This is a genomic window from Thalassotalea sp. 1_MG-2023 (assembly GCF_030546745.1).
Classification (GTDB): domain Bacteria; phylum Pseudomonadota; class Gammaproteobacteria; order Enterobacterales; family Alteromonadaceae; genus Thalassotalea_C.
In genome coordinates this window covers 71,265-97,761 of the sequence record NZ_JAUOPD010000009.1, presented here as the reverse complement: position 1 = coordinate 97,761, position 26,497 = coordinate 71,265, and the positions used below count along the sequence as shown (strand labels likewise).

The following is a 26,497-nucleotide window of genomic DNA, read 5'->3' as shown; positions in this document are numbered from 1 at the left end:
TCGGTTATTGACCGTTTTTCTTAACACATAAATACCATTTTAGTTTTCGATGAATACCAACTGATTATTAACATCATCAGCCTTAAATGGCTTTTTAGATTATTACCCCAACTTAAAACACAGAAAGCTAAAAAGTTCATTATTATCTTGAACTAAGGCGCAACTAGGAGGTCTATCGTTACAGTGTAATTAACGATAATTTAAATAGTGTTAAAAGGAATCTATTCAGCTTTATTTTTCTCCATCGCTATTCACCTAGTTTTATTATGGGTGATTAGTCAAGCAAAGGTGAGTATTGATAAAGCCATTGAGCATGTAAAGCCAATAAAAAGTTATTTATATCAACGACCACAAATAGAAGAAACCCCGTTAACACCTTCTGAGAAACCTACTAAAAGTGTTCAAATAGAAAAAGATAATAAACACGTAACCGAAACTGCTAAAGAACGTGTTGCTGATGTATCTGTTACACCTAAAGCCAAGATTCCAACGTCTACACCTGTTAACCAAGAAAAGAGTCAATCTTTACCAGCGATAGTTAACAACCCAGATAAGATGCTTGAAAAGAAAAAGGTTTTGGAGTCCCCTTTAAGCACAAAAACATTTAGTGCTATTGAAGCAATCAATGAAAAACGTGAACAAGCAATGTTCGACAACGTTACACGACTTGGTGAAGGTCAAGCAAAAGGATCAATCTTCAACCCTAAGCCTGCACTTGTTCCTCACTCAACCGTAACAATTAATGTGGATGAAAAACGTAAAAATGCAACGCAAACGCTCGGTGGTGGTATAGAAATGATTAAAGGCGAAGATGGTACTTGTTACGTTGAACGCGATTTATCTTCAATTGGCATGAGTGGGGTAACCTCACGAGAAAGCTTTGCATGTGGATTATCTGAATTCGATAAGGCGTTTAACGCGCACATGAAAAAGCTCAAGCTAAAATTAGGAAAATAATTGTTGAACACAATATTAAGATGTAATCCAAGTTAAGACACCATAATTGGGGTCTTAACTTAAATTAAACATCCGTTGTTCTATTGTGCAGTGTATAAAGCAGGCGTTACATTTGGTGCCCAATTTGGTTGAGATACATGATCAGAAGCAACTGTATATTCAGTTCCCATATACTTCACTAGATCGCCCGTTTGATACGATACATTTTCACCCCAAATACTTGTAGGCATGTTACGTAACCATAACGAAGGTGTGCTTGCTGGTGCCCAGTCATTTTGTGCTGTATGGGTGCTATCAGCCTTATAAATTACATTATTATATGTTACATAATCACCAACAGTATAACTGTTACCTACTTGCCATTGAGGTGCATAGTTATCCATTGTGTCGAATTCATAACCTGCTGCTTTTGCAAGCTGAATAAATGCTGCTAATTTGGGTAAGTTTTTAGTCGCACCTTGACCACGCTTTCCGTCTTCAAACAAAAAGTCATGAGTTAAAATAACTACTTTATCTGCATGTAAACGATCGCCACAAGGGAAGTTATGCGCTTTCGAATTAACAGGGTTAATCGTCACTGGTGCACAAGCATTTAACGCTGCATCCACGTAACTTAGCATAGTGTCGGCTTCTGTAAGACTATTTGCAGGGAAAGGGATCCCCCAGTTTTCAGGTGCCCAATCAAGATCCCAGCCATGTAAAATATAATTTTGATCTGAAAGAATATTAGATACTTCAATACCCGCCACAGAGCTGTTAGATGGGTTATCTGGATCACAGACATACCCTGGCTCCCAGGGTAAAAAATCATCTGATGTTGCACATAAACCATCTGCTTTCAAATCCTGACTTGAGCGCCAACCGTTTGTGTAGGGTAGTCGAGCAAGCGTCTCTGCTTGATAGTTTGGATAACTGGTAATGTTTGGCAAATACTGCATTAACACTGTTAAGTTTTTGGCAAACATTGATGCATCATACACTGGGTCAACATATGAATTAATTTGATGTAACCCTGTAGCATTACAATCAGCACCACTTGTAGGTCCAAACTCATCAACACAATTATGTACCATATGATCATAGCTATGATTACCGACAACATGACCATCATTAAGTGTTTGTTGTAAAGCTACTAATGCTTGATCTTCATTTTCATCACCTATGCCATCTAAATGCCAAGCATTGATATAAAAAGTAGCTTTTATACCACCAGCTTTCAATGTATCTAATAAAGCGGGTGTTGCATTCATTGGACCATCATCAAAAGTAAGATATATTTTTTTATCATTTGCTGTTGCTGTTGTAGCTGCACAAGCTAAGGCAATTACACACGCTAAATTTGTAAATTTCATTTTTATTGTTTCCTTTCACACGTTTTTAAAAGCCATCGATCAGTTTCAATGGTTGGTAAATATCCTAGAACAGTGAGAAAAGATAAGTGGTACTAAACTCTTCAATTTATGTAAATTTCTAACATAGTCTTTCAATCTCTGCAGAACATTGATTTTGTAAACTTAACGACTCAAAGTTTCATTTCGACAGATCAGGTGTAGTACCTTTATTCACTCAAAAATTAATAAGCCGAGAAACTAGTACATCTACTGAAAGAGTTTATTTACTTAAAAGACGCTGAACAAAAATCATGCAAAAAGCTCTTACATAGATGTATTTGTTATAGTTTTGATCAAAAAAATGAAAGACAAAAAAATAGTATTTACGCTATTATTTTTCAATCTTCACCGTCCCCCATTTAAATGTGAAGCATGGAAGTTATCGAAATTTACAACTGATAAATTTTAAGCATTTGAAGATAGGAGACCGCTATGAAAGCAACCTGTGGCAAAAGTATTCCAAGTGACAGTTGTTCTTGGCGTTTCGCACAAGTCGATTTAGACAGCATTGAGTTCAATTGGCATTATCATCCAGAGTATGAAATTTGCTTAACCTTAAATAGCATCGGCTCAAAACATGTAGGAGATCATGTTAATTATTATCAGCAAGCAAACTTGGTGATACTAGGGCCCAACCTACCTCATAGTTGGCATTGTCGGCCACTAAAAGGTTTTAAACAACTCACAGTATATGTGGCTCAAATTCCACAGCAATGGCTTGATTCTTTAGTACAAGAGAACCCAGAGCTAAAAATATTAGAAAATTTTTTAACGCTCACCAGACGCGGTATTGAGTTTAGCAATGAAGTTGTTGCCAAAAGTACCAATATTTTTAAAGCAATGACCTATGCTGATCCACTAGAACGTTACTTACTGTTACTAGAGCTTCTTAATCTCATGGTAAAAGATCAACATGCAACAGTATTATCAAGCAGTACTTTTAGCAAAGATTATCAACAAAGTAGTTCAGTTGCTAAACTCGATAAAGTGATGAGCTATATTTACCAACACTATACTGAGCCGTTAACAGTAGAGAACTTAGCAGAGCTTGTGCATATGAGCACCAATCATTTGCATCGCTTTTTTAAACAAAGAACTGAACACACCATTAACCAATTTATCAATCAACTACGTATTGGCAAGGCATGTAAGCTATTAATTGATAGCGACACGCAAATATCAGCAATTAGCGATAAATGTGGCTTTAACAACCTCTCGAATTTTAACCGTCGGTTTAGAATGCTTAAAGGGGCAACTCCTAAAGAGTATCGGAAACGAATTAAACATCCAACCGCATGGTGTGGGTAGTATTACCTCGTGAAAAATTCAGCAAACGATCATATTTATAATAAGCGGCATCAGTATCGAAACCTCAATATACGCAGTTTTAAAATATGATTATGTAAAAAAATGACTAGCGACTAAATAGCATTTAACGCTACTATATGTATAGTTTTCTTGGGCTTACCTTGTTTTATGGCACCCCTTGAGTGATTGGAAGTAAATGAATGGAGTTTTTTATGAAGAAAACCTTTAATACAATAATGTTTTCTCTAGCCTTTGGTATTGGTTTATCTGGGTGTATGAGTACTAGCCCGTCTATGGGGGGGTCATCAGGGAATACTGTGTCAGGTGGTGCAGCTGGCGGAGAATCGTCAGGACAAAATAGTAGCTTAGAAAATTGTACACAAACACTAGGTACTTTGTCTGTTTTTGAAGATACGCACCAAGATTGGTGGGGGTACTATCAACGTCATTACCCTAATTTAGGCAGCACGCTTCCTGTGCTACGTACTATGATCCAACAATCAAATTGTTTTGTTTTAGTAGAGCGCGGCAAAGCAATGGCGGCGGTAAATAAAGAACGTGAATTGATGAATTCTGGCGAATTACGCAGTAACAGCAATTTTGGCAAAGGCCAAATGGTTGCAGCTGATTACACCATGCAACCTTCTATTCAATTTAGTGAAAAAGGAACGGGTGGTTTAGGCGGCTTAGTAGGCGGTATTGGCGGCTTACTTATTGGTGGAGCTAAGAGTAACGAAGCAGCCACAACATTATTGTTAGTTGATAACCGCTCAGGTGTGCAAGTATCGTCTTCTGTTGGTAATGCGAAAAACTGGGACTTTAAAGCATTCGGTCTTGGCTTCTTTGGTGCATTAGTTGGCGCCGGTGGCTATAGTGATACGCCAGAAGGTAAAGTCATTACCGCAGCATTCGCCGATTCATATAATCATATGGTTAAGGCATTGCGTAATTACAAGGCGCAACAAGTTGAAGGTGGCTTAGGAAAAGGTGGAAAACTTACCGTAGGTGGATAAACCTTTCTATCATTATGTCTTGCACTTTCTGTGTTACAGCTTCGCAGAAAGTGCAATTACTCCACACTGATTAGCTAAATGGCTATCGTTGATTCAATCATCGGTACAATAGACAACACGAGTATCAATGCCATAAAGCGATTAAACCAAATGATGAATCTAGGATTTTTCAATACTGTTTGCAAACCCGTTCCCATACTTAGCCAAAATAATGAGCAAGGTAACCCAAAAACTAAATATGCCGCTGCAATATAGAACACTTGGGTATTTTCGCTATTTGCAGATGAAGTGAATGCAATAATAGCGCTAACTGCCATCACCCAAGCTTTTGGGTTGACCCACTGAAACGTAGCTGCTTGCATAAAGGTAAAAGGCCGCTTTTTCTCTTTAGCTGTAAACTCTACAGGTAACGTGGCAATTTTATAAGCTAAAAATAATAAGTATAAGATCCCGATTATTTTAATCATTAAGTATATATTTGGAAATTGTCTAAACAAGGTTACCAAGCCAAAGCCTACTGCTATGACCATAATTGGAAAGCCAATATTAATGCCAAGAACATGAGCAAGGCTTTTACGGAACCCGTGATTTACACCTGAGGTTAATAACATCACGTTATTAGGTCCTGGCGTTCCAGAAGAAGACAAAATAAAAAGTACAAGTGCGAGTAATTCCATTACAGGTTCCAGCAGTGGTTCAACATTTAAACATCAACATTAAACTAAAACCTGACAACCTAACATATACACATATTTATAAATAAAACCTATACAGTTTATTGTTAATCAGCAATTGCAAGCATAAATCGTTTACTATGAATTAGGCCAACTAACACCATGAAAAACTTTTAAATACAGAGCTTCAACCTTAGCTCTCGCCCATGGTGTTCTGCGAAGAAATTTTAAGCTAGATTTAATTGAAGGATCATGATTAAAGCATCGTATATCAATATTTTCTCCCATCGCTTTCCAGCCAATTTTCGCTTCTAATTCTCTTAAAATGGCTTCAAGTGTTTTGCCGTGTAATGGGTTGTTCGACTGATGATTCATGAAATTCTCTTAAAAAGTTTAGTCACTTACCTGAGTAAGTATTATAACACTGTATATCAGGCTACGAATACGCACAAAATTCAGTAAGCTACGTTACTAAAAACTCGAGGCGAAAATAGTTAACTGATCTAAATTCAAGTGATGAATCAAGGCGGCATAATAACGACAGGCAAGCGGTATTTTTTTGTGGATAATATAACCATTATAACTAGGGTTTCTATTAACTATAAATGTGATGAATGGTGTTTATTGCCGCAAGGGATTCGAAGTAAGGCAAAAATCAGGTAAACTATAGGCAATTAATTGTCTGCTGATGACAAGTTATTGGCAAATTAAAAAGCTAAAGAGAGTATTAAATGAGTCTTTATTTAGAATATATCAAAGAAATTGAAAGCCGTAAGACCGATTTAGGGCTGGCACCTAAGCCTATCGATAGTGCAGAATTGTTATCAGAAATCATCGCACAAATTAAAGATCAAAACCATGAGCATCGTGAAGATTCATTAAACTTCTTCATTTACAATACATTGCCAGGCACAACTAGCGCTGCTGGTGTAAAAGCAATATTCTTGAAAGAGATTATTCTTGGCCAAGAATCTGTAACTGAAATTACACCGGAATTCGCGTTTGAATTGCTTTCTCATATGAAAGGTGGTCCTTCAATTGAAGTATTACTTGATCTGGCATTAAGTGACGATACATCTGTTTCAGCACCTGCTGCTGCAGTATTGAAAAGCCAAGTATTTCTTTATGAAGCAGACACTTCACGTTTACAGGTTGCTTATAAGGCAGGTAACACTGTTGCGAAAGACATTCTAGAGAGTTATGCAAAGGCAGAATTTTTCACAAAACTGCCTGAGGTTGACGAAAAAATTGATGTTGTAACTTATATCGCTGGTGAAGGTGATATCTCAACAGATTTACTTTCTCCTGGTCATCAAGCCCACTCACGTGCTGACCGTGAATTACACGGCAAATGTATGATCACACCAGAAGCTCAAGATGAAATTAAAGCGTTACAAGCTAAACACCCTAATGCAAAAGTTATGCTTATTGCCGAAAAAGGTACGATGGGTGTAGGCTCATCACGTATGTCAGGTGTTAATAACGTCGCGCTTTGGGCAGGCGAGCAAGCCTCTCCTTACGTTCCATTCATTAATATAGCACCTGTTGTTGCCGGTACTAACGGTATCGCGCCTATTTTCTTAACGACAGTTGATGTAACGGGTGGTATTGGTCTTGACCTTAAAAATTGGGTGAAAAAAGTAGATGCAAACGGTAATACTGTTACTGACGCTAATGGTGACCCAGTTTTAGAAGAAGCATACTCAGTTGCAACTGGCACTGTATTAACTATCGATACAAAATCCAAAAAGCTTTACAAAGGCGATGAAGAATTAGTCGATGTATCTTCTGCGTTTACGCCACAAAAGATGGAATTCATGAAAGCAGGTGGCTCCTATGCTGTGACCTTTGGTAAGAAGCTTCAAACACTTGCTGCTGCAACATTAGGCATTGATATTCCACAAGTTTACGCACCATCAAAAGAGATTTCACACGAAGGTCAAGGCTTAACAGCCGTAGAAAAAATCTTTAACCGCAATGCGGTTGGTGTGATATCTGACACACCGCTTCACGCCGGCTCTAACGTTCGGGTTAAAGTGAATATTGTGGGTTCACAAGACACCACAGGACCAATGACTTGTCAGGAACTAGAAGCAATGGCTGCTTCTACGATTTCACCGTTAGTAGATGGTGCATATCAGTCTGGTTGTCACACTGCATCTGTTTGGGATAGTAAAGCACAAGCAAACATTCCTAAATTAATGAGCTTTATGAATAACTTTGGTCTTATTACAGCGCGTGATCCAAAAGGTGTTTATCATGCAATGACGGATGTTATCCATAAAGTATTAAATGATATTACAATAGATGATCGCGCCATTATTATTGGTGGTGATTCTCATACTCGTATGTCTAAAGGGGTCGCATTTGGTGCTGATTCAGGTACCGTTGCTATCGCACTTGCTACGGGTGAATCAGCAATGCCAATTCCTGATTCTGTTAAAGTAATTTTTAAAGGTAAAATGAAGTCGCACATGGACTTCCGTGATGTTGTACACGCTACGCAAGCACAAATGCTTAAGCAATTTGGTGGGGAAAACGTATTCCAAGGTCGTATTATTGAAGTACACATTGGTACGCTTATGGCTGACCAAGCATTTACGTTTACAGATTGGACAGCAGAAATGAAAGCGAAAGCTTCTATCTGTATCTCAAACAATGAAACGTTAATTCAATCAATTGAGCTTGCGAAAAGCCGTATCCAAATCATGATCGACAAAGGTATGGACAATGAAGCGGGTATGTTAGCGGGCTTAATGGCGTTAGCAGACAAGCGTATTGAAGAAATTAAGACAGGCGCTCAACCTGCTCTATCACCAGATGACAATGCGAAATACTATGCTGAAGTTACTGTTGATTTAGATGCGATTTCTGAGCCAATGATTGCTGACCCTGACGTAAACAACGAAGACGTATCTAAACGCTACACACATGATGTTATTCGCCCGGTTTCATACTACAAAAACAAATCTGTCGATTTAGGGTTTGTTGGTTCTTGTATGGTTCACAAAGGTGACATGCAAATCATTGCGCAAATGTTACGTAACCTTGAAAAGCAAAATGGCTCTATTGAATTTAAAGCGCCATTAGTTGTTGCACCACCAACGTATAACATTGTTGATGAATTAAAAGCAGAAGGTGATTGGGAAGTATTAGAAAAATACTCAGGTTTTGTTTTTGATGATGACAAACCAAAAGGTGAAGCACGTACTAAATATGACAACATTCTTTATCTAGAGCGCCCAGGCTGTAACTTATGCATGGGTAACCAAGAAAAGGCTGAACCAGGTGATACTGTAATTGCTACATCAACACGTTTATTCCAAGGCCGTGTAGTAGCAGATACCACTGAGAAAAAAGGTGAATCACTACTAGGTTCAACACCATTGGTAGTGCTTTCTACTGTATTGGGTCGTTTCCCAACAATGGACGAGTATACAGCTGCCGTTGAAGGTATCGATTTAACGAACTTCGAACCACCAACAGAAGAAATGAGTACTAAGTACATTCCAGTTAAAGCAGTTTAATGCCTCATTAAACTGAAAAGGGTTGCTAAATAGCAACCCTTTTTTAATACCTTACGATTATTAACACCCTTCCCACTTCAATGCTTTATTTATTTTGATGTAATTAATTATACGAACCTGTGCCCTATCAAATTATGTAAATTGAAAGACCTAATACTCATCAATAACTCTATTAAGATAGAAGTACCCTTAGAACAGGCTATTTCGATGGACACTCAACATTTGCAGCTAAGGAAGGAAGAATATAATTTGGATGCGCAAGGCGATCATCATATTCTTCTACACCTCTTAAAATTTCAATTTTAAAACCATAAGATTTACATACGTCTAAAGATTTTCTAACCAAAAACGTGGCTAAACGATTAAACGGAATTTTCTCTTGTGCACGAACAACAATATTCACACGCCCATCATCTAAGGTGCTTTGCTCAAAATGAACACCATGATCAAAGTCAAATTGACTATTCGATTGAGTACTTGCGCAACCTGACAGCGTTATAAGCAAGCTGATTATAAAGTATTTAACCATACGTATTTACACCTTAATTTATAAAAATTACTTAATAAAGAATAGCAAAAAGCCAGCGAGTACGCTGGCGTATTTCGACACTACAGGCTAATACTTATTTTAAATGCTGCTCTAAAAAATCTTCCATCTGCTTGAAGGCATCCAGCCTGTTATCTTGCTCGTCTAAATAATGTGTGCCCCATTTATACTCAACATATTTGATGTCTAGTCCTTTATCTTTAGCCTCTTGATAAAATTCTGACGACTGTTTAGTGCGTACTTGTGTATCGTGAGTTCCATGTAACAATAATATCGGAGCTTTTATTTTATCAATATTGTTTATCGCTGAAAGTGACTTTAATTCTTCAGCTGTTTTATCATTGGTAGGGTCTCCTAATGTCTTAAGTACGAAAGCTCTTGACGTGCCTTCCCAAGCGTAATCTTTTTCTGCCATTTCGAGTAAATCACTAACACCAGCAATACTAATTATACAATCGTACTGATTAGGCTTTTGGAATGCGGCAGTTAATGCGGCATAGCCGCCATAACTATAGCCTGCAAAACACATACGCTTTTTATCTACAAGATTTTTTTCTAGTAACCAATCAACACCATCATACACGTCTTGCTGCATTGCTTTACCCCATTGCAAGTGACCTGATGCCTGAAATTTGCTACCAAAACCACCAGAACCGCGATAGTTTACCTGTAACACTGCATAACCTTTAGCCGCAAAAAATTGAACATATGGATCAAAGTACATGTAATCTCGAACTCCTAAAGGTCCGCCGTGAGGCCAGACAATTAAAGGCGGTTTATCTCCTGAACTTTGTTGAGGTAGTGTCAAATACCCTGATAAAGGCAAACCATCTTTAGCTTTAGTATAGAAAGGTTGAACATTAGCTAAAGGTTGCTTTTCGAGCTTCGGATACTGACTAAACCAAAAACCACCCGCCTTTTTTTCTAAATCAAGCCAAAAGAACTTCCCTGGGCTATTGTCGTTTAATGCTGAGACTAATAGCTTTTTTTTATCTTTACTTAAACTGTAAATCGTCGTTTGATACTTTTTAAAGGTATTTTTTACCAATGTTGATAACTGAGTATTTTCTGGCACGAAATAATGATGCTTTTTAAAATGTTCAAAGTAATAAGCACCAACTACTTTATTTCTTTCGTTATTATATAATACGCCTTCTACGTCAAATTCATCATGGCCAAAGAGCATAGATTCAAACTCGCCAGTGGCGATATCATAAAGCCATAAACTTTGCTTTCCTGTCTGCCTATCTGACAATACATACAACTTTTCATTTTGCACCACTACAGGGTAAAATGTTTCCCCTTCGAATAACTTTCTTTCGTGAAGTAATTGCCATCGGGTATCAACATTTTTCCTGTACCAAATGGTTCTGACATCTCTTTCTTTTTCATCAACACCGTAACCGAATACTACGTTGTCTTTTTCATCAACAACCCACGAATAAACGTTGTAAGTATTCGCAAAAAGCTTCTCGAAATTACCCGTGTATACATTAACCTTGTAAACCGATTGCCCTTTATCACGTGTATCATAGGTTTGTAATATCACGTGCTCATCATCTTTTTTCAATAATGAAACTAACGACATATCCCCCATCTGCTGCAGTTCCCACTGCGGAAGGTCTCTCGTAACTTTTCGTTTTAGCTCTCGAAGATCACTACCATCAATATTTACTGAGAAAACTCGTGTCATTTTAAAATATCGATTAAAAAACTTTTCAGAGTAACTTGCAATGATAAGCAGACGTGTATTATTTACCCAGTAAATATCATCAATGCGATCACGAGATTTTTTTAACTGTGCTATCGGTGTAACAACATTACTACCAAAATCGCTTACTACGACACTCGGTCCATCATCTGAATTGTAAACTGCGGCAATCTTGTCACCATTTGGTGACACGCTCGGAGATTCGATCATAGGTAAATGACCAAATGCTGAATATGTTAATGTCTTGCTAGCTTCAACGGTAGTAGAGAACAGAAATAAAAGAAGTAAAATTCTGAAAAGCATGGAGTTTATCATCCTTGAAATATTACATTACAATTACGCACATAGTACAGGAGGATTTATTTTTGTCATTATATTCTTTTGGAGATCAAAAAAGGCAGCGTAAATCGCTGCCTTTTTATCGAAACGTTAAACGTTCAACAATTTATTTCTTTTTCTTAACCGCTTTCGGGTTAGGTAAATCAGTAATTGAACCTTCGAAAATTTCTGCTGCTAAACCAATTGATTCATTTAACGTTGGGTGAGCATGAATGGTTAAGCCAACATCTTCTGCGTCTGCGCCCATTTCAACAGCTAAGCAAATTTCACCTAACATTTCACCTGCATTGATACCGACAATAGCACCACCAAGTACACGACCTGTTTCTTTTTCAAAGATCATTTTAGTTTTACCTTCAGTACGTGCTGAAGCAATAGCGCGACCAGAAGCAGCCCACGGAAAGTTAGCTGTTTCAATGTTTAAGCCTTGTTCTTTCGCTTCACGCTCTGTAACACCAACCCATGCCATTTCAGGATCAGTATAAGCGATTGAAGGAATACAACGTGGATCAAATACGTGTTTTTTACCTGCAATAACTTCAGCAGCAACATGTGCTTCATGAACAGCTTTATGTGCAAGCATTGGTTGACCAACCACATCACCTATCGCAAAAATGTTGTTTACATTAGTACGTAACTCATTTGAAACATTGATAAAACCGCGCTCATCAACATTTACACCTGCTTTGTCAGCGGCAACTAGATGACCGTTTGGCTTACGACCAACTGCCACTAAGATTTTGTCATAACGAACTTGTTTTTCAGGCGCGTTCTTACCTTCAAACGTCACATATAAACCATCATCTTTTGCATCTACAGCAACCACTTTGGTTGAAAGCATGATGTTGAATTTCTTTTTATTGTACTTAGTATATACCTGTACAATGTCTTTATCTGCTGCTGGAACCAATTGATCAGCAAATTCAACGACAGAAACATTTGAACCAAGTGCTTTATAAACCGTACCCATTTCTAAGCCGATAATACCGCCACCTAGAACAAGTAACTCTTCTGGCACATCTTCAAGCTCTAGAGCGCCTGTTGAGTCAATGACACGTGGGTCATCATTTGGAATGAAAGGTAAATCAATCACCGAAGAACCACAGGCAATAATTGCGTTATCAAAGTTAATGGTGGTTTTCCCATCGGCACCTTCAACTTCAATTGCTTTGTCTGAAGTAAATTTACCAAAACCTGTTACAGTTTTAACTTTACGTGCTTTAGACATTCCACCTAAACCACCAGTTAATTGACCAATAACGTCTTCTTTCCAACTACGAATTTTATCTAAATCAATTTCTGGTTTACCAAAGGTAACACCGTGCGAAGCCATTGCTGCTGCGTCATCGATTACTTTTGCAACATGAAGTAATGCTTTAGAAGGAATACACCCTACATTCAAACATACACCACCTAATGTTTCGCGGCTTTCAACTAATACGACATCTAGGCCTAAATCAGCAGCACGGAATGCCGCTGAGTAACCGCCAGGACCTGCACCTAAAACTACTACTTGAGTTTTAATTTCGTTACTCATGCTAACCTCAATTAACTTGTTGTTTAGTCACTTGCCACTTATAAAAATTAAAGCCACAAGTATTTATTCATTTGATTTTTCTGGCTCGAAGTTTACTTAAACTCGAGCTAAATCGCCATCTTTTATCTTACTTTCTAAGACCAAAGTAGCAGAAAGTAATCAACATTATTGCTGATTACTTTCTTTTTCACTTTATCTTTATAAAATAAGCTTGCGAATATCACTCATTACCGATGCTAAGTGAACGGTAAAACGTGCCGCTAAAGCGCCATCAATTACACGGTGATCATAAGACATCGAAAGCGGTAACATTAGCTTAGGTTCAAAATCTTTACCATTCCATTTTGGTTTCATTTCAGATTTTGACACACCTAAAATAGCAACCTCAGGGGCGTTAACAATCGGCGTAAATGCCGTACCACCAATACCACCTAAACTTGAAATTGTAAAACAACCACCTTGCATATCAGCAGCTTTTAGCTTGCCTTCACGCGCTTTAACGCTAATTTCGAGCAGCTCTTTTGAAAGCTCATGAATACCTTTTTTGTCAACATCACGTACAACAGGCACAACCAAACCGTTTGGTGTATCAACGGCAACACCAATATGGATGTATTTTTTCAAAATTAAGCTTTCGCCGTCTTCACTTAAACTTGCGTTAAAGGTCGGAAATGCTTTTAATGCGTCTGCTGCAGCTTTCATAATGAAAACGAGTGGTGTAATTTTAAACCCTAACTTTTGTTTTTCACAAACAACATTCTGTTCTTTACGGAAAGCTTCAACATTCGTGATGTCGGCTTCGTCAAATTGCGTTACATGTGGAATTGTTACCCAATTTTTATGTAAGAAAGGCCCTGATATTTTTTGTATGCGCGACAGTTCTTTTGTTTCAATGTCACCAAACTTAGAAAAATCGACAGGTTTACTTGCCACCACTTGCAAGCCACCCGAACCACTAGCTACAGCATTTGAACCTGTTGCTTTAGGACGAGATAATTCGTATTTCACATAAGATTGAACATCTTCTTTTAAAATACGATCTTTTCGGCCAGTACCTTTGACTAAGGTTAAGTCAACACCAAATTCACGCGCTAATCGACGAATTGACGGTGATGCATAAACTTTACCAGTAGCTTTAAACTCGCCAGCAGACGGATGATGAGGCACAGGTGCCGCTTTTTTCTTAGGTTCTGATTTCTCTGCAGCTGGCTTTTCAGGTGCTGGTTCAGATGCTTCCGGCTCTTCTATCGCTGCTGGAGCACCACTGTTAGTTTCAAGCTTCACAACAAGTGAACCTTGCCCTACTTTGTCACCAACACTAATGCAAACTTCTTTAACAATACCTGCATGTGAAGATGGCACATCCATGGTAGCTTTATCTGTTTCTAATGTGATCAAGCCGTCTTCTTCTTGAACTTCATCACCTACAGATACAAGAACATCAATAACATCAACTTCGCCATCGTCACCTATATCAGGAACTACAATATCAATGACTTCACTGCCACCTGATGCCGGTTTAGACTCTGACTTAGCATCTTTTTCAGCTTCAGATTCAGAATTAGAGTCAGACTCAGGTTTTTCTTCCGACTCAGCGCTCGTATCAGGCTCTGGCTCGTTCTTAGGCGCTTCTTCATCGTCAGATGAATCACTGTCACCAGCAACCTTTAACTCACCTATAACATCACCTTCTTTAATTTTGTCACCTACACTGACACTTAGCGAGGTTAACTCGCCAGCCATAGGTGCAGGAATATCCATTGATGCTTTGTCAGTTTCAACAGTAACGATACCTTCATCTGCTTCTATTGAATCACCTTCGGCAACACAGATTTCAATGATTTCAACTTCTTCGCCACCTACATCTGGGACTAGAATTTTTTGAACATCAGACATAATCTTCTCCTCTAGTCTTAATTATGCGTAAAGCGGGTTAAGTTTTTCAGTATCAATATCAAAACGCTTAATTGCTTCTGTTACAACCTTACGCTCAACATCACCTCTGTTGGCTAATTCATATAATGAAGCAACGACAATGTAAGCAGCATTCACTTCAAAATGACGACGTAAATTAGCGCGGCTATCAGAACGACCAAAACCATCCGTACCTAAACAACGATACTCTGTATCAATAAAGGCACGTACTTGGTCTGAATATGCTTTGACATAATCAGTCGCGGCAATAGCCGGACCTGCCTCTTTCGTGATCACTTGCGTAATATAAGGCACTTTTGCCTCAGCTTCTGGGTTTAGCATATTGTCACGTGTTATCGCTTGGCCTTCGCGTGCTAACTCATTAAATGAAGTAACAGAATATACATCAGAAGATACACCGTAATCATTTGCCAAAATTTGTGCAGCCTCACGAACTTGAAGTAAAATTGTACCTGACCCCATTAATTGAACATTGGCTTTAGCAGATTTTGCTTCAACGCGTTCTAGTTGGTAAATCCCTTTAATAATCTTTTCAGCAATGTCTTTATCTTCTGGTAAAGCTGGATGCTGATAGTTTTCATTCATTAACGTTAAGTAATAGAAAACATTTTCATTTTCTTCGTACATGCGACGTAAACCGTCTTGTACAACCACCGCAACTTCATAGCCGTAGGTTGGATCATAAGTAACACAGTTTGGAATAAGACCCGCTTGTACATGTGAATGACCGTCTTGATGCTGTAAACCTTCGCCGTTCAGGGTTGTTCTACCCGCCGTAGCACCTAATAAGAAACCACGCGCTTGCGAATCGCCAGCAGCCCATGCTAAATCACCAACACGTTGGAAACCGAACATAGAGTAATAGATATAAAACGGGATAGTCGTTGCATTACATGTCGAATACGAAGTACCAGAAGCAACCCAAGAGGCCATTGCACCTAGTTCATTAATACCTTCCTGTAACACTTGGCCTTTTTTATCTTCACGATAATAAGCAACTTGATCCGCATCTTGAGGAACATATTTTTGTCCTTCATTCGCGTAAATACCTACTTGACGGAATAAACCTTCCATACCGAAAGTACGCGCTTCATCCGGAATAATTGGCACGACACGTTTACCAATTTTCTTGTCTTTTAATAAGGCATTTAATACACGCACGAATGTCATGGTTGATGACACTTCGCGATCACCAGAACCTTTTGTAATGGCATCGAACGCTTTTAATGATGGAATTTCTAATTGTTCATCAGCTTGCACGCGGCGTGCTGGTAATGAACCGCCTAGCGCTTCTCTGCGAGCACGCATGTACTGCATTTCAGGGCTGTCTTCATCAAATTTGAAGAACGGTAACTCTTCAATTTGATCATCACCAATTGGCATATTAAAGCGATCACGGTATTGCTTGATTGATTCAATGTCCATTTTCTTGACATTGTGTGCAACATTTTGAGCTTCACCTGACTGCCCTAAACCAAAACCTTTTACGGTTTTAGCAAGAATAACCGTTGGGCGACCTTTCGTTTTAATTGCTTTTTCATAGGCTGCATATACTTTTACAGGATCATGACCACCACGGTTTAAACGCCAGATATCTTCATCTGACATATTAGCAACCATCGCTGACGTTTCAGGGTATTTATCAAAGAACTTCTCGCGAGTATATTTACCGCCCTTCGCTTTACAGTTTTGATATTCACCATCAACGGTTTCATTCATTAATTGCACAAGCTTGCCAGAAGTATCACGAGCAATTAATGGATCCCAATAAGAACCCCAAATTACTTTAATCACTTCCCAGCCAGCGCCGCGGAAGGTACCTTCCAATTCTTGAATGATTTTACCGTTACCACGCACAGGACCATCTAAACGTTGTAAGTTACAGTTAATCACGAACGTTAGGTTATCTAAGCCTTCACGAGAAGCTAAGCCAATTGCACCCAATGATTCTGGCTCATCACATTCGCCGTCACCTAAAAAGCAATAGACACGTTGCTCAGAGCAATCTTTGATACCGCGATCCGTTAAGTACTTAAGAAAACGAGCTGTGTAAATGGCCTGTAATGGACCTAAGCCCATAGATACTGTTGGGAATTGCCAAAAGTCATCCATTAAATGAGGATGAGGATAAGATGAAAGCCCTTTACCATCCACTTCTTGACGGAAGTTTGCCATTTGCTCTTCCGTTAAACGTCCTTCTAAAAAGGCACGAGCATAAATTCCAGGAGAAATATGGCCTTGAGCGAAAATAAAATCACCACCATTTTCCGGCGTTGCTGCCTTAAAAAAGTGATTGAAACCTACATCATAGAGTGTTGCAGAAGAAGCAAATGAACCAATATGGCCACCTAGCTCTAAATCTTTTTTCGATGCGCGTAAAACTAAGGCCATCGCATTCCAACGAATCGCAGCGCGTATACGCTGCTCAATAGTTTGATCCGCCGGCATGTGCGGTTCTTGCCCAGGAGGAATGGTGTTTACATACGCTGTGGTTGCATCAAACGGTAAATGTGTGCCACTACGGCGCGCTTGATCAATTAGCTTTTCTAATAAGAAATGAGCACGTTCTGGACCTTCGTTTTCCAAAACCGCTTCCATTGATTCAATCCACTCTTCTGTTTCTAATGAATCGATATCCATGTTTTCTGGGAGCTCAGACATAGTATTACTTAGTCTCCGATTTGTTATTTATAAATGTAAAATTTGTAGATTGACGATTACTTTTATTATCGCTAGCGACAACCAAGTAAGCATGAATCTGCCAACTTCTTAACCTTATGCCTTAATGGCTTAATGGCTTAAATTCGCTGCATTCGACGAATTGAACGTTCCATACGGCTTTGTTCTTCAGTCAAATTCAGTAAAACTTCTTCAATAAATGCTAAATGTCGATGACTCGCGCCCCAAGCTTTTTGCGGTTGCCCGCTTAATATAGCGTCGAGTAATCGTGTTCTATATTCTGCAATTTTGGCGAAAATATCAGGACGTTGCGCCAAAATTGTAAGGTTCTTCTCGATGTTATCTATCACCAGTAGCGACATGCTTCTGGCAAGATGTAAAATAACACCATTGTGCGAGGCAGCACATATCGCTAAATAAAACTCATAAACTGCCGCGGCTTCTTCATGATAATTTTGCTCAATTTGAGCATTACCAATCGCTTCATGTTTTTCTTTGATCAACTCATAGTCAGCAGCCGTACCACGCATGGCTGCGTAGTAAGCAGACATACCTTCAATGCCATGGCGAAATTCTAATAAATCAAATTGTGACTCATTACTTGTCGCCATTAAGTCAAACAGCGGGTCAGAAAACCCCTTTAAAATTTGATCACTAACAAAAGTACCACCGCCTTGGCGGCGATTAATTAAGCCTTTTGCTTCTAACTTTTGTATTGCTTCTCTTAATGAAGGCCGTGAAACATCAAACTGTTTCGCCAGTTCACGTTCAGGCGGTAATTTTTGCCCAGCCTTCAAACTTCCTTCTAAAATCATCGTTTCCAATTGCGATTGAATCACATCTGAAAGCTTTGCCTGTTTTAGTGGCTGTTTGATGTTAGGAAGCACCATAAATATCCATCTTATACAAAATGTTATCACGCAAAATCGTGCATTATTCAGCACCAAATCATCGTGGTAAATTGGTAATACCAATGTAAAAACTGATGTAAAAATAACAAACAACAGCAGCAATGTAAATAGAACATAGCCTAGTTGTTGAAAAAAACAACAATAATAAATCACAAAAATTGGCGGCGAATCGTAGAGAAATTAACGAGAAAAAATGCGAAAATTCAATATAAATAAGCCTTTAGAAAAACTAAAGGCTGTTAAAATAAAACACAAATATGTATCAACAAAAAATAATTAGTTCATAAATTCAAAAACTTAGCTAATTACGCCTGTTAAAATTAAAATTGCGACAACAGCTAAACATAACAATAGCGTTCGTTTTGCTAGCCTTACTAACAAACAAGGCTCAGCAGTACAGTCGTCTTGTTCGATCATTAAGTCTTCTGATCGCTGTGCAACACTGATCAATACCTTATGTGGTAATTTTTCAACATCAAACAAATTTTCTAACCAAATAGGCAGTGCTTTTGAGAAGTGGCCCACCAACATATAACCAAAGGCTACTATTCTGACTGGCAACCAATCAACAAAAAACAACAACTTGCTGTTAAAGCGCTTAACTTCTGGGTACTCATCATATCCTGCTTCTTGTTGTTGCTCAGTAACTGCTTCATGATCATCAACGGCAGTGCTCTCCCCCAAATCAGCTTTCATTAACTGCTCTTTACGCTCAAGTTGACATTTTGGTGATTCATTAAGTTTCGTGAGCAAACGGTAAAATAAAGCCCCAGGTGCACCAAAAAGCACAAAAAAGATCATGATGGCAATAAAATAACGGTAATTTAACCATACTAATGATTGGCCAAAACCTAGTTCAGGTAAGTTTTTATCTTGAATCAGTTGTTGGTGGTATAAGCTACAGGTAGTTTGCTCACCACGAAATGCTGCCATCAAATACTGTTTATAGGTATCCCGCGTTTTTACACAACCAAAACAAACGATCAAAACCAACGTAGAAACAATTAAATGTAATATACCGTCACTAATTATGCTTAGCACTATATAACAAAGTGCTGTGGGTACTATGATAAAAATCCCATTTGCCACCATTGAGCGTTGTGGTGCTGCCAATGTTTTAATTTTTTTAAACATTTTTAAGTAACGCTGGTAATAAACACTGAATTGCCATGTTGACGAAGAAAGGAACTTTTCTGCGGCTAAGGCAATTAATAAACTGATCAAGCTCATGATTGCTTCCATTTTTCCATTATTGTTGCTGTATACTTTTAGTAAGTAGCTATGTTCAATTAAAGGTATATTCTATTCTGACTTCACAAGGTTAATGAGTGCTACTCATTTATTCTGTTTCTAATTTACACCAGATAACGTGTTAAGTAACGATTTATAACGCTGCCAATCAAATGCGGGGCCAGGATCTGTTTTTCGCTCTGGCGCAATGTCACAATGCCCCGTGATGTTTCCATTGATTTGCTGGTAAGTTGATTTCAGTAACTGCGTTAATTCTGCTAAACATTTGTATTGTTCATCAGTATAAGGAATGTTATCAGTACCTTCTAACTCTATACCAATGGAAAAGTCATTACATTTCGACTTCCCTAAGTATGAAGAAACACCCGCATGCCAAGCACGATGATCGAAGGAAACATATTGTACAATGTGCCCATCACGTCTGATCAAGCAATGCGCAGATACCCGTAATTGATATATTTCGTTAAAACTCGCATGAGCATTTTTGTCAAGACGACCTAAAAATAAATCACTGATATATGGGCCACCGAACTCACCAGCGGGTAATGAAATATTATGAATAACCAATAAACTGATATCTTTTGGTAAACATTGTTCGCGAATATCAAAGTGCGGTGATTCGCATTTTTCAGCTTTCGAGTACCAACCTTTTACAATTTTGTGTTCACTTTGCGATAGTGAATCAGTCATAATCATCTTACAATATCGATGTACATTTAAACGCATCATACTGCGACACGGGAGTGATTAAAAGTTTTGAACCAGAAAACACCACCGGAAATAAGCTTTGCAAAATATTTTGTTTGGGTAGCTTGGATAATCGCCATTGGCTTACTTGTTTTTTTCTTTCAAGATCTGCTCGATGAACAATGGAACCCTAATAGCTCACCTGAATTTCGTCTGTCTAATTCAGGAAAAGCCGAGGTGGTTTTAGCCCAAAACAGAGCAGGCCATTATGTGGTTAAAGGCACAATTAATGGTAAGGCCGTAACATTTTTATTAGATACGGGCGCTACCAATGTCTCTATTCCGGCGCATATTGCTGATAACCTTAACCTAACAAGTACGGGTAGCCATATTGCCCAAACTGCCAATGGCAACGTACGAGTTTTTGATACCACGCTCAATGAGCTTAGCATTGGTAACTTATTTTTATACGATGTACGCGCTAGCATTAACCCTGGTATGAAATCAGATGAAATTCTATTAGGCATGAGCGCACTGAAACAGGTAGAATTTAACCAATCTGGTACCCAACTGACTTTAAAAGAAAGATAAGAGACTTATTCATGTTTTCTGCGCAATTAACAAATGATATTAATCAATCGGTCACTCGCTCTTTGTGTGAAGATCTAGGTGTAAATACACTGAATGATATTACTTCATCCGCTGATATTACCGCCGAGCTTATTCCTGCCGATGAGCAATCTGTAGCAACAGTGATCACACGTGAAGACTGTGTCATTTGCGGCGTAGAATGGGTAAATCAAGTATTTACCCAACTGGATAGTGTACTCGCTAACAGTAAAGCACAAAACACTGACATTACTTGGTTCGTCAACGATGGCCAAACAGTAAAAGCAAACACCACTTTATTTGAACTTAAAGGTAATGCAAGAACCTTACTGACTGGCGAGCGCACAGCATTAAACTTTCTACAGTCTTTATCAGCAACGTCAACCGTTACCGCTAAATACGTTGAACGCTTGTCTGGCACAAACACTAAATTACTAGATACCCGCAAAACCATTCCTGGTCTAAGATTGGCACAAAAATATGCAGTAACATGTGGTGGCGGTGTTAATCACCGTGTCGGCCTGTTCGATGCATTCTTAATCAAAGAAAACCATATAGCAGCCTGTGGTGGAATAACCAAAGCGATTACAACAGCACGCCAAAATCATCCATCAAAAACAGTTGAAGTGGAAGTAGAAAGTATTGAAGAGCTTACCGAAGCATTAACAGCTAAAGCCGATATTATTATGCTAGACAATTTCACACCAGAAATGATCGAACAAGCGGTAGCCTTAACTCAGAGTATTTCAGCAGGTAAAACAAAGCTGGAAGTATCCGGTAATATGACCTTTGATACCTTAACGACTTATGCGAAATCTGGCGTAGATTTTATTTCAGTAGGTGCCATCACTAAGCATGTTAATGCTATTGACCTTTCAATGCGCTTTGTTTAGCCAGATAGCAATAAACCAACACTAAAACTGCACAGTTCATTCTATAAAAAGGATGGTCTGTGCGCTCACCTAAAGCTAATCTAACCCAATTTCAATTCGCTTATTAATGTTAAAGAATAACCATTTAAAGTCGCACTTACGTAGAGCAAAACTTTTAACAATTATCGGTTTATTTTTTGCTTAGCTCGTTACCAACTTATTAAAAATCAGCCCGATTTAGTACAAAAACAAGTAAATATAAAAAAAATTCGAAAAAAATTGCACACAATATTTTACATTTCGCATTTTTTGGCGCAGTATGAATTTAGCCCCCGTAATAACTAGTATGGATTTACTTATTATGAAAAAGACACTACAAAACATTTTAACCGCTAAAAAAGGCCAAAAAGGTTTTACTTTAATTGAATTGATGATTGTTGTTGCAATCATTGGTATTTTGGCTGCTGTTGCGTTGCCAGCTTATCAAACGTACTCTGATCGCGCTGAGTTTTCAGAAGTAGTACTTGCAGTAACGCCATACAAAAGTGCGTTTGAAGTTGCCGCACAAACTGGCAGAATTACCGCTCTAGCAGATGCAGATCACGGTACTAACGGTATTCCTGCTGCTGCTGGTGCAAGTGGACAAGTATCTAAAGTAGAAGTAGTAGATGGTGTAATTACTGCTACAGATGTAAATAATGTGACATATACAATGACACCAAATGGTGTTACAGCGCCAATTCAGTGGACACCTGGCGGTACATGTCAAGCTGCTGGTTTATGTTAATCAGTTATTAAGCTCCTACGGGAGCTTTTTGCTTTCTGAATTATGAAAAAATTAAATAGCGGTTTTACCTTAATTGAATTAATGATTGTTGTAGCAATCATTGGTATTTTAGCCGCTATTGCTATCCCTGCCTTTCAAACTTATTCTGACCGTGCACGCTTTGCAACAGTTGTTGCTGCTGCAGATCCAGCACGAAAATTAATCGATATATGCGTTCAAACCGATATGGTTGCTGATTGCAGCACTTTACCCGAAAAACCTGAATGGTCAGCAACAACGCTAGTTGATACGGTAACCTTTTCTGGCAATGCTACTCAAATAACCATTACCGTCATACCAGATAATATTGGTGGTATTACTTCTGGCGATACCTACATTTTAATCGGCAATGTAACCGGTGGAAGAGTGTTATGGTCAAACGGCACAGGTGGCTGTATAGCGTCAGGGCTCTGTTAATAATTATATTAATAACAATTACTTAAAACTTTAAAGGGTCTACAATTTTACGAAAATTAATTTTCTCACAAAAACATTCCCCTTCTTTGTGATTGTGAACAAAAATGCGTTACACTGTAGAATAATAATATAAATTTAATGTAACCAAGGTGTTATGAAAGGACTGCATCAACAATCTAGCGTTTTGTCTGCTTTATCTAAGCATGATTTAGTACCGACTGAAATGGTCGATAAAATCAGTGCAGATTTTATTCAGCAATCAAAACCTTTTGTACGCTTTCTTGTAGAAGATAAAAACTATAACGCGCAAAAAATTGCCACTATATTATCAAGAAGCTTTGGTTACCCATTAATTGATCTAGCACACTTTGATACCAGCCTTGTTCCCGAAGGTATACGTAACGAAAAACTCATTAGAAAACATAATGCCTTACCGCTATTTTTACGTGGAAAAGTGCTTTATGTTGCCATTTCAGATCCGACAAATTTAGATGCCCTAGAAGAAATTCAATTTAATACCGGCTTTACCACCGAATTAGTATTAGTGGATGAAAAAGCATTACACAATTGCATTGAAAAAGTCTTAGAAGAAGAAAGCGGCGCGCTTGATATCAGCGATATTGATACCGAAGAATTATCGGGTATAGATGTTCAAGAAGATCGTAACGATGATGAAGATACCGCAACAGGCGATAAAGAAGATGCGCCTATTGTGGTGTATATCAATAAAATACTGCTGGATGCCATTAAAAAAGGGGCCTCTGATTTACATTTCGAGCCCTATGAAAAATCTTATCGTATTCGTTTTCGTGTTGATGGCATTTTAACTGAGGTCGCTAAACCTCCTATTGCTTTGTCATCGCGTATGGCGGCTCGGTTAAAAGTAATGTCTAAATTAGATATTGCAGAACGACGTGTCCCCCAGGATGGACGGATAAAACTCGCATTATCAAAACGAAAATCAATTGATTTTCGTGTTTCAACCCTTCCCACCATGTGGGGCGAAAAAATAGTAATGAGGATCTTAGACTCTTCTAGCGCCATGCTTGGTATTGATATGCTCGGTTACGAGCCAGAACAAAAACAAATATACATGGATGCCCTAGCGCAGCCACAAGGCATGATACTAGTAACCGGGCCGACAGGTTCTGGTAAAACGGTATCTCTTTATACTGGCCTAAATATTTTAAATACCGCAGAGCGAAATATTTCTACCGCAGAAGATCCAGTGGAAATTAACTTAGAAGGTATCAACCAGGTTCAAATCAACACCAAAGCGGGGTTAACCTTTCCTAGTGCGTTACGTTCATTTTTACGGCAAGATCCCGACATTGTCATGGTGGGTGAAATTCGTGATTTAGAAACCGCAGAAATCGCGATAAAAGCGGCCCAAACAGGCCATTTAGTCTTATCAACGTTACACACAAACTCTGCCGCAGAAACCCTGACACGACTTTTAAACATGGGCGTTCCTTCTTATAACGTGGCAAGCTCTGTCACAATCATTATTGCACAACGTTTAGCAAGAAGATTATGTACGCAATGTAAAGAAGAAGAACATATCCCTGAGCCTGAGCTGCTTAATCAAGGCTTCTTACCTGAACAGCTAGATAATATGACCTTGTTTAAACCTGTCGGCTGTGAACAGTGTACTGGTGGTTATAAAGGCCGTGTGGGTATTTATGAAGTTATTCGCATTAACGAGCGTATTTCCAGCATCATTATGAAAGGTGGCAATTCATTAGATATTGCCGCACAATGTCAAAAAGAAGGCTTTAACAATTTACGGCAGTCTGGGTTGAAAAAAGCCATGCAAGGCGTAACCAGTTTAGAAGAAGTAAACCGTGTAACGAATTCATAGCAACAACACTCAGCGATAGCAGGAATAGTGTATGGCAGTGTCAGCAACAAAAGCAAAAGTAGCCGCGCCCAAAGCGTTAGATGTCTTTATATGGCATGGTGTAAACCGTAAAGGCAAAAAAGTTAATGGCGAACTTTCCGCTGTTAATATGATGGAGCTTAAAGCACAACTTCGCAAACAAGGTATAACTCCTGGCCGCGTAAAAAAGAAACCTAAACCGTTATTTGGCTTAGGTGGTGATAAGCCCATAAAACCCGCCGATATTGCTGTAATTACTCGACAAATTGCTACGATGCTTGGCGCTGGTGTACCGTTAGTACAAACCATCGAGATGATCGGAAAAGGCCATAACAATGGTAAAATGCAAAAATTACTCGGTGATATAGGTAATAAACTACAATCGGGTATTCCGCTTTCAGAATGTTTAAGAGAGCACCCGCGTTATTTCGACGACTTGTATTGCGATCTTGTGAATTCAGGTGAACAATCAGGCTCGCTAGAAACCATATACGACCGCATTGCTACCTATAAAGAAAAAGCAGAAGCGTTAAAAGCAAAAATTAAAAAGGCTATGACCTACCCTATTGCGGTATTAGTGGTTGCCGCTGTTGTTACCTCCATCCTGTTAATTTTTGTTGTACCTGTATTTAAAGAAATTTTTGATAGTTTTGGTGCGGAACTTCCTGCCTTTACCCTTATGGTTATTGGCATATCAGAATTTATGCAAGCCTATTGGTATATTGGATTAGGCATATTGTTTGGAGCGGGTTTTCTGTTCAAAAGAGCCCACAGAAATAGCTTAAAACTTAGAGATACTGTTGATAAAAATATTTTAAAAATTCCAGTCATTGGTGATTTATTGCAAAAAGCAGCCGTTGCCCGCTATGCACGCACATTATCAACCACTTTTGCTGCCGGTGTACCTTTGCCTGACGCTTTAGAATCTGCAGCTGGTGCCTCAGGCAATGCAGTATTTCGTGATGCAATTTTAGATATTCGTGCAGAAGTTTCATCGGGTATGCAGATGAATTTAGCGATGCGTAATTGTAATATTTTTCCTGATATGGTGATTCAAATGGTAGCGATTGGCGAAGAGTCAGGTGCTGTTGATGATATGCTAGCAAAAGTAGCTACCGTGTACGAACAGCAAGTAGACGATGCGGTAGATTCATTAACCAGTTTGCTCGAGCCAATGATCATGGCGGTATTAGGTGTCGTTATTGGTGGTTTAATTATCGCGATGTATTTACCGATTTTCCAAATCGGTCAAGTGGTTTAGTCATCAATAATAGTGCACTTTGCTTCATGTTTTTTGTCATTTTCAAACGATGTTGTGTAAGGCGCTGTAGTTCAAGTATAAAGACCTAGACAAATTCAATACGCATTAGCTAGTTTTCTTTTCAAAAGCATTCGCTTACACTGTCTTTAGTTTTTATTAAGGCAGT

Annotated in this window: 20 protein-coding genes and 1 pseudogene; 10 read left to right on the top strand and 11 right to left on the bottom strand. The window is 38.6% G+C overall.

Annotation, left to right across the window (positions count from 1 at the left end; all coding sequences use genetic code 11):
* Positions 1-207 precede the first annotated feature (207 nt).
* Positions 208-957, top strand: coding sequence for a hypothetical protein (locus Q4489_RS09340; RefSeq protein ID WP_303479414.1), 750 nt, complete (start codon positions 208-210; stop codon positions 955-957).
* A gap of 80 nt (positions 958-1,037) precedes the next feature.
* Here Q4489_RS09340 and Q4489_RS09335 read toward each other — a convergent pair whose 3' ends face one another.
* Entirely contained in the window at positions 1,038-2,309 is a 1,272-nt protein-coding gene (locus Q4489_RS09335; protein ID WP_303479411.1) for a carbohydrate-binding protein, read from the bottom strand.
* A gap of 471 nt (positions 2,310-2,780) precedes the next feature.
* On the opposite strand from Q4489_RS09335, the gene Q4489_RS09330 reads away from it, so the two are divergent.
* Positions 2,781-3,656: an AraC family transcriptional regulator gene (locus Q4489_RS09330; RefSeq protein WP_303479410.1), complete on the top strand. Its 876-nt coding sequence runs from the start codon at positions 2,781-2,783 to the stop codon at positions 3,654-3,656.
* A 212-nt stretch (positions 3,657-3,868) separates the two neighbouring features.
* Positions 3,869-4,669 carry a CsgG/HfaB family protein gene (locus Q4489_RS09325; protein WP_303479409.1) on the top strand — a complete coding sequence of 267 codons (801 nt, stop codon included), beginning with the start codon at positions 3,869-3,871 and terminating at the stop codon, positions 4,667-4,669.
* A 74-nt stretch (positions 4,670-4,743) separates the two neighbouring features.
* Here Q4489_RS09325 and Q4489_RS09320 read toward each other — a convergent pair whose 3' ends face one another.
* Positions 4,744-5,346, bottom strand: a complete 603-nt coding sequence (locus tag Q4489_RS09320; protein ID WP_303479408.1) for a LysE family translocator — start codon at positions 5,344-5,346, stop codon at positions 4,744-4,746.
* 171 nt (positions 5,347-5,517) lie between these two features.
* Positions 5,518-5,718 (bottom strand): annotated as a pseudogene (locus tag Q4489_RS09315) (VF530 family DNA-binding protein); the annotation flags it as partial.
* Between the two features lie 356 nt (positions 5,719-6,074).
* On the opposite strand from Q4489_RS09315, the gene Q4489_RS09310 reads away from it, so the two are divergent.
* A complete protein-coding gene (locus tag Q4489_RS09310) occupies positions 6,075-8,870 on the top strand; it encodes a bifunctional aconitate hydratase 2/2-methylisocitrate dehydratase (RefSeq protein WP_303479404.1) in 2,796 nt (931 codons plus the stop codon).
* Positions 8,871-9,069: 199 nt separating this feature from the next.
* On the opposite strand, the gene Q4489_RS09305 is transcribed toward Q4489_RS09310, so the two are convergent.
* The 8 genes from Q4489_RS09305 to ampD form a co-directional block, all read right to left on the bottom strand.
* The gene (locus Q4489_RS09305; RefSeq protein WP_303479402.1) at positions 9,070-9,399 is read right to left on the bottom strand and encodes a hypothetical protein; all 330 of its coding nucleotides are present in this window, start codon (positions 9,397-9,399) and stop codon (positions 9,070-9,072) included.
* Positions 9,400-9,493: 94 nt separating this feature from the next.
* A complete protein-coding gene (locus tag Q4489_RS09300) occupies positions 9,494-11,431 on the bottom strand; it encodes a S9 family peptidase (protein ID WP_303479399.1) in 1,938 nt (645 codons plus the stop codon).
* Between the two features lie 142 nt (positions 11,432-11,573).
* A complete protein-coding gene (gene lpdA / locus Q4489_RS09295; RefSeq protein ID WP_074498306.1) occupies positions 11,574-13,004 on the bottom strand; it encodes a dihydrolipoyl dehydrogenase in 1,431 nt (476 codons plus the stop codon).
* A gap of 198 nt (positions 13,005-13,202) precedes the next feature.
* The gene (gene aceF / locus Q4489_RS09290; RefSeq protein WP_303479397.1) at positions 13,203-14,900 is read right to left on the bottom strand and encodes a dihydrolipoyllysine-residue acetyltransferase; all 1,698 of its coding nucleotides are present in this window, start codon (positions 14,898-14,900) and stop codon (positions 13,203-13,205) included.
* Positions 14,901-14,921: 21 nt separating this feature from the next.
* Positions 14,922-17,600, bottom strand: coding sequence for a pyruvate dehydrogenase (acetyl-transferring), homodimeric type (gene aceE, locus Q4489_RS09285; RefSeq protein WP_303479394.1), 2,679 nt, complete (start codon positions 17,598-17,600; stop codon positions 14,922-14,924).
* A 137-nt stretch (positions 17,601-17,737) separates the two neighbouring features.
* On the bottom strand, positions 17,738-18,493 hold the full coding sequence (pdhR, locus tag Q4489_RS09280; RefSeq protein WP_303479532.1) for a pyruvate dehydrogenase complex transcriptional repressor PdhR: 756 nt from the start codon (positions 18,491-18,493) through the stop codon (positions 17,738-17,740).
* Between the two features lie 333 nt (positions 18,494-18,826).
* The gene (gene ampE, locus Q4489_RS09275; protein ID WP_303479387.1) at positions 18,827-19,759 is read right to left on the bottom strand and encodes a beta-lactamase regulator AmpE; all 933 of its coding nucleotides are present in this window, start codon (positions 19,757-19,759) and stop codon (positions 18,827-18,829) included.
* 120 nt (positions 19,760-19,879) lie between these two features.
* A complete protein-coding gene (gene ampD, locus Q4489_RS09270; RefSeq protein ID WP_303479386.1) occupies positions 19,880-20,470 on the bottom strand; it encodes a 1,6-anhydro-N-acetylmuramyl-L-alanine amidase AmpD in 591 nt (196 codons plus the stop codon).
* A 66-nt stretch (positions 20,471-20,536) separates the two neighbouring features.
* On the opposite strand from ampD, the gene Q4489_RS09265 reads away from it, so the two are divergent.
* The 6 genes from Q4489_RS09265 (at position 20,537) to Q4489_RS09240 (ending at position 26,331) form a co-directional block, all read left to right on the top strand.
* Positions 20,537-21,058, top strand: coding sequence for a TIGR02281 family clan AA aspartic protease (locus Q4489_RS09265; RefSeq protein WP_303479384.1), 522 nt, complete (start codon positions 20,537-20,539; stop codon positions 21,056-21,058).
* A gap of 11 nt (positions 21,059-21,069) precedes the next feature.
* Positions 21,070-21,969 (top strand): carboxylating nicotinate-nucleotide diphosphorylase, encoded by a 900-nt coding sequence (nadC, locus tag Q4489_RS09260; RefSeq protein WP_303479382.1) that lies wholly within the window; start codon positions 21,070-21,072, stop codon positions 21,967-21,969.
* A gap of 340 nt (positions 21,970-22,309) precedes the next feature.
* Positions 22,310-22,735 (top strand): prepilin-type N-terminal cleavage/methylation domain-containing protein, encoded by a 426-nt coding sequence (locus Q4489_RS09255; protein ID WP_303479380.1) that lies wholly within the window; start codon positions 22,310-22,312, stop codon positions 22,733-22,735.
* A 42-nt stretch (positions 22,736-22,777) separates the two neighbouring features.
* The gene (locus Q4489_RS09250) at positions 22,778-23,191 is read left to right on the top strand and encodes a prepilin-type N-terminal cleavage/methylation domain-containing protein (protein WP_303479378.1); all 414 of its coding nucleotides are present in this window, start codon (positions 22,778-22,780) and stop codon (positions 23,189-23,191) included.
* A 154-nt stretch (positions 23,192-23,345) separates the two neighbouring features.
* Complete coding sequence (gene pilB / locus Q4489_RS09245; protein ID WP_303479375.1) at positions 23,346-25,052, top strand: type IV-A pilus assembly ATPase PilB; 1,707 nt, start codon at positions 23,346-23,348, stop codon at positions 25,050-25,052.
* Between the two features lie 31 nt (positions 25,053-25,083).
* Positions 25,084-26,331 (top strand): type II secretion system F family protein, encoded by a 1,248-nt coding sequence (locus Q4489_RS09240; RefSeq protein ID WP_303479371.1) that lies wholly within the window; start codon positions 25,084-25,086, stop codon positions 26,329-26,331.
* Positions 26,332-26,497 lie beyond the last annotated feature (166 nt).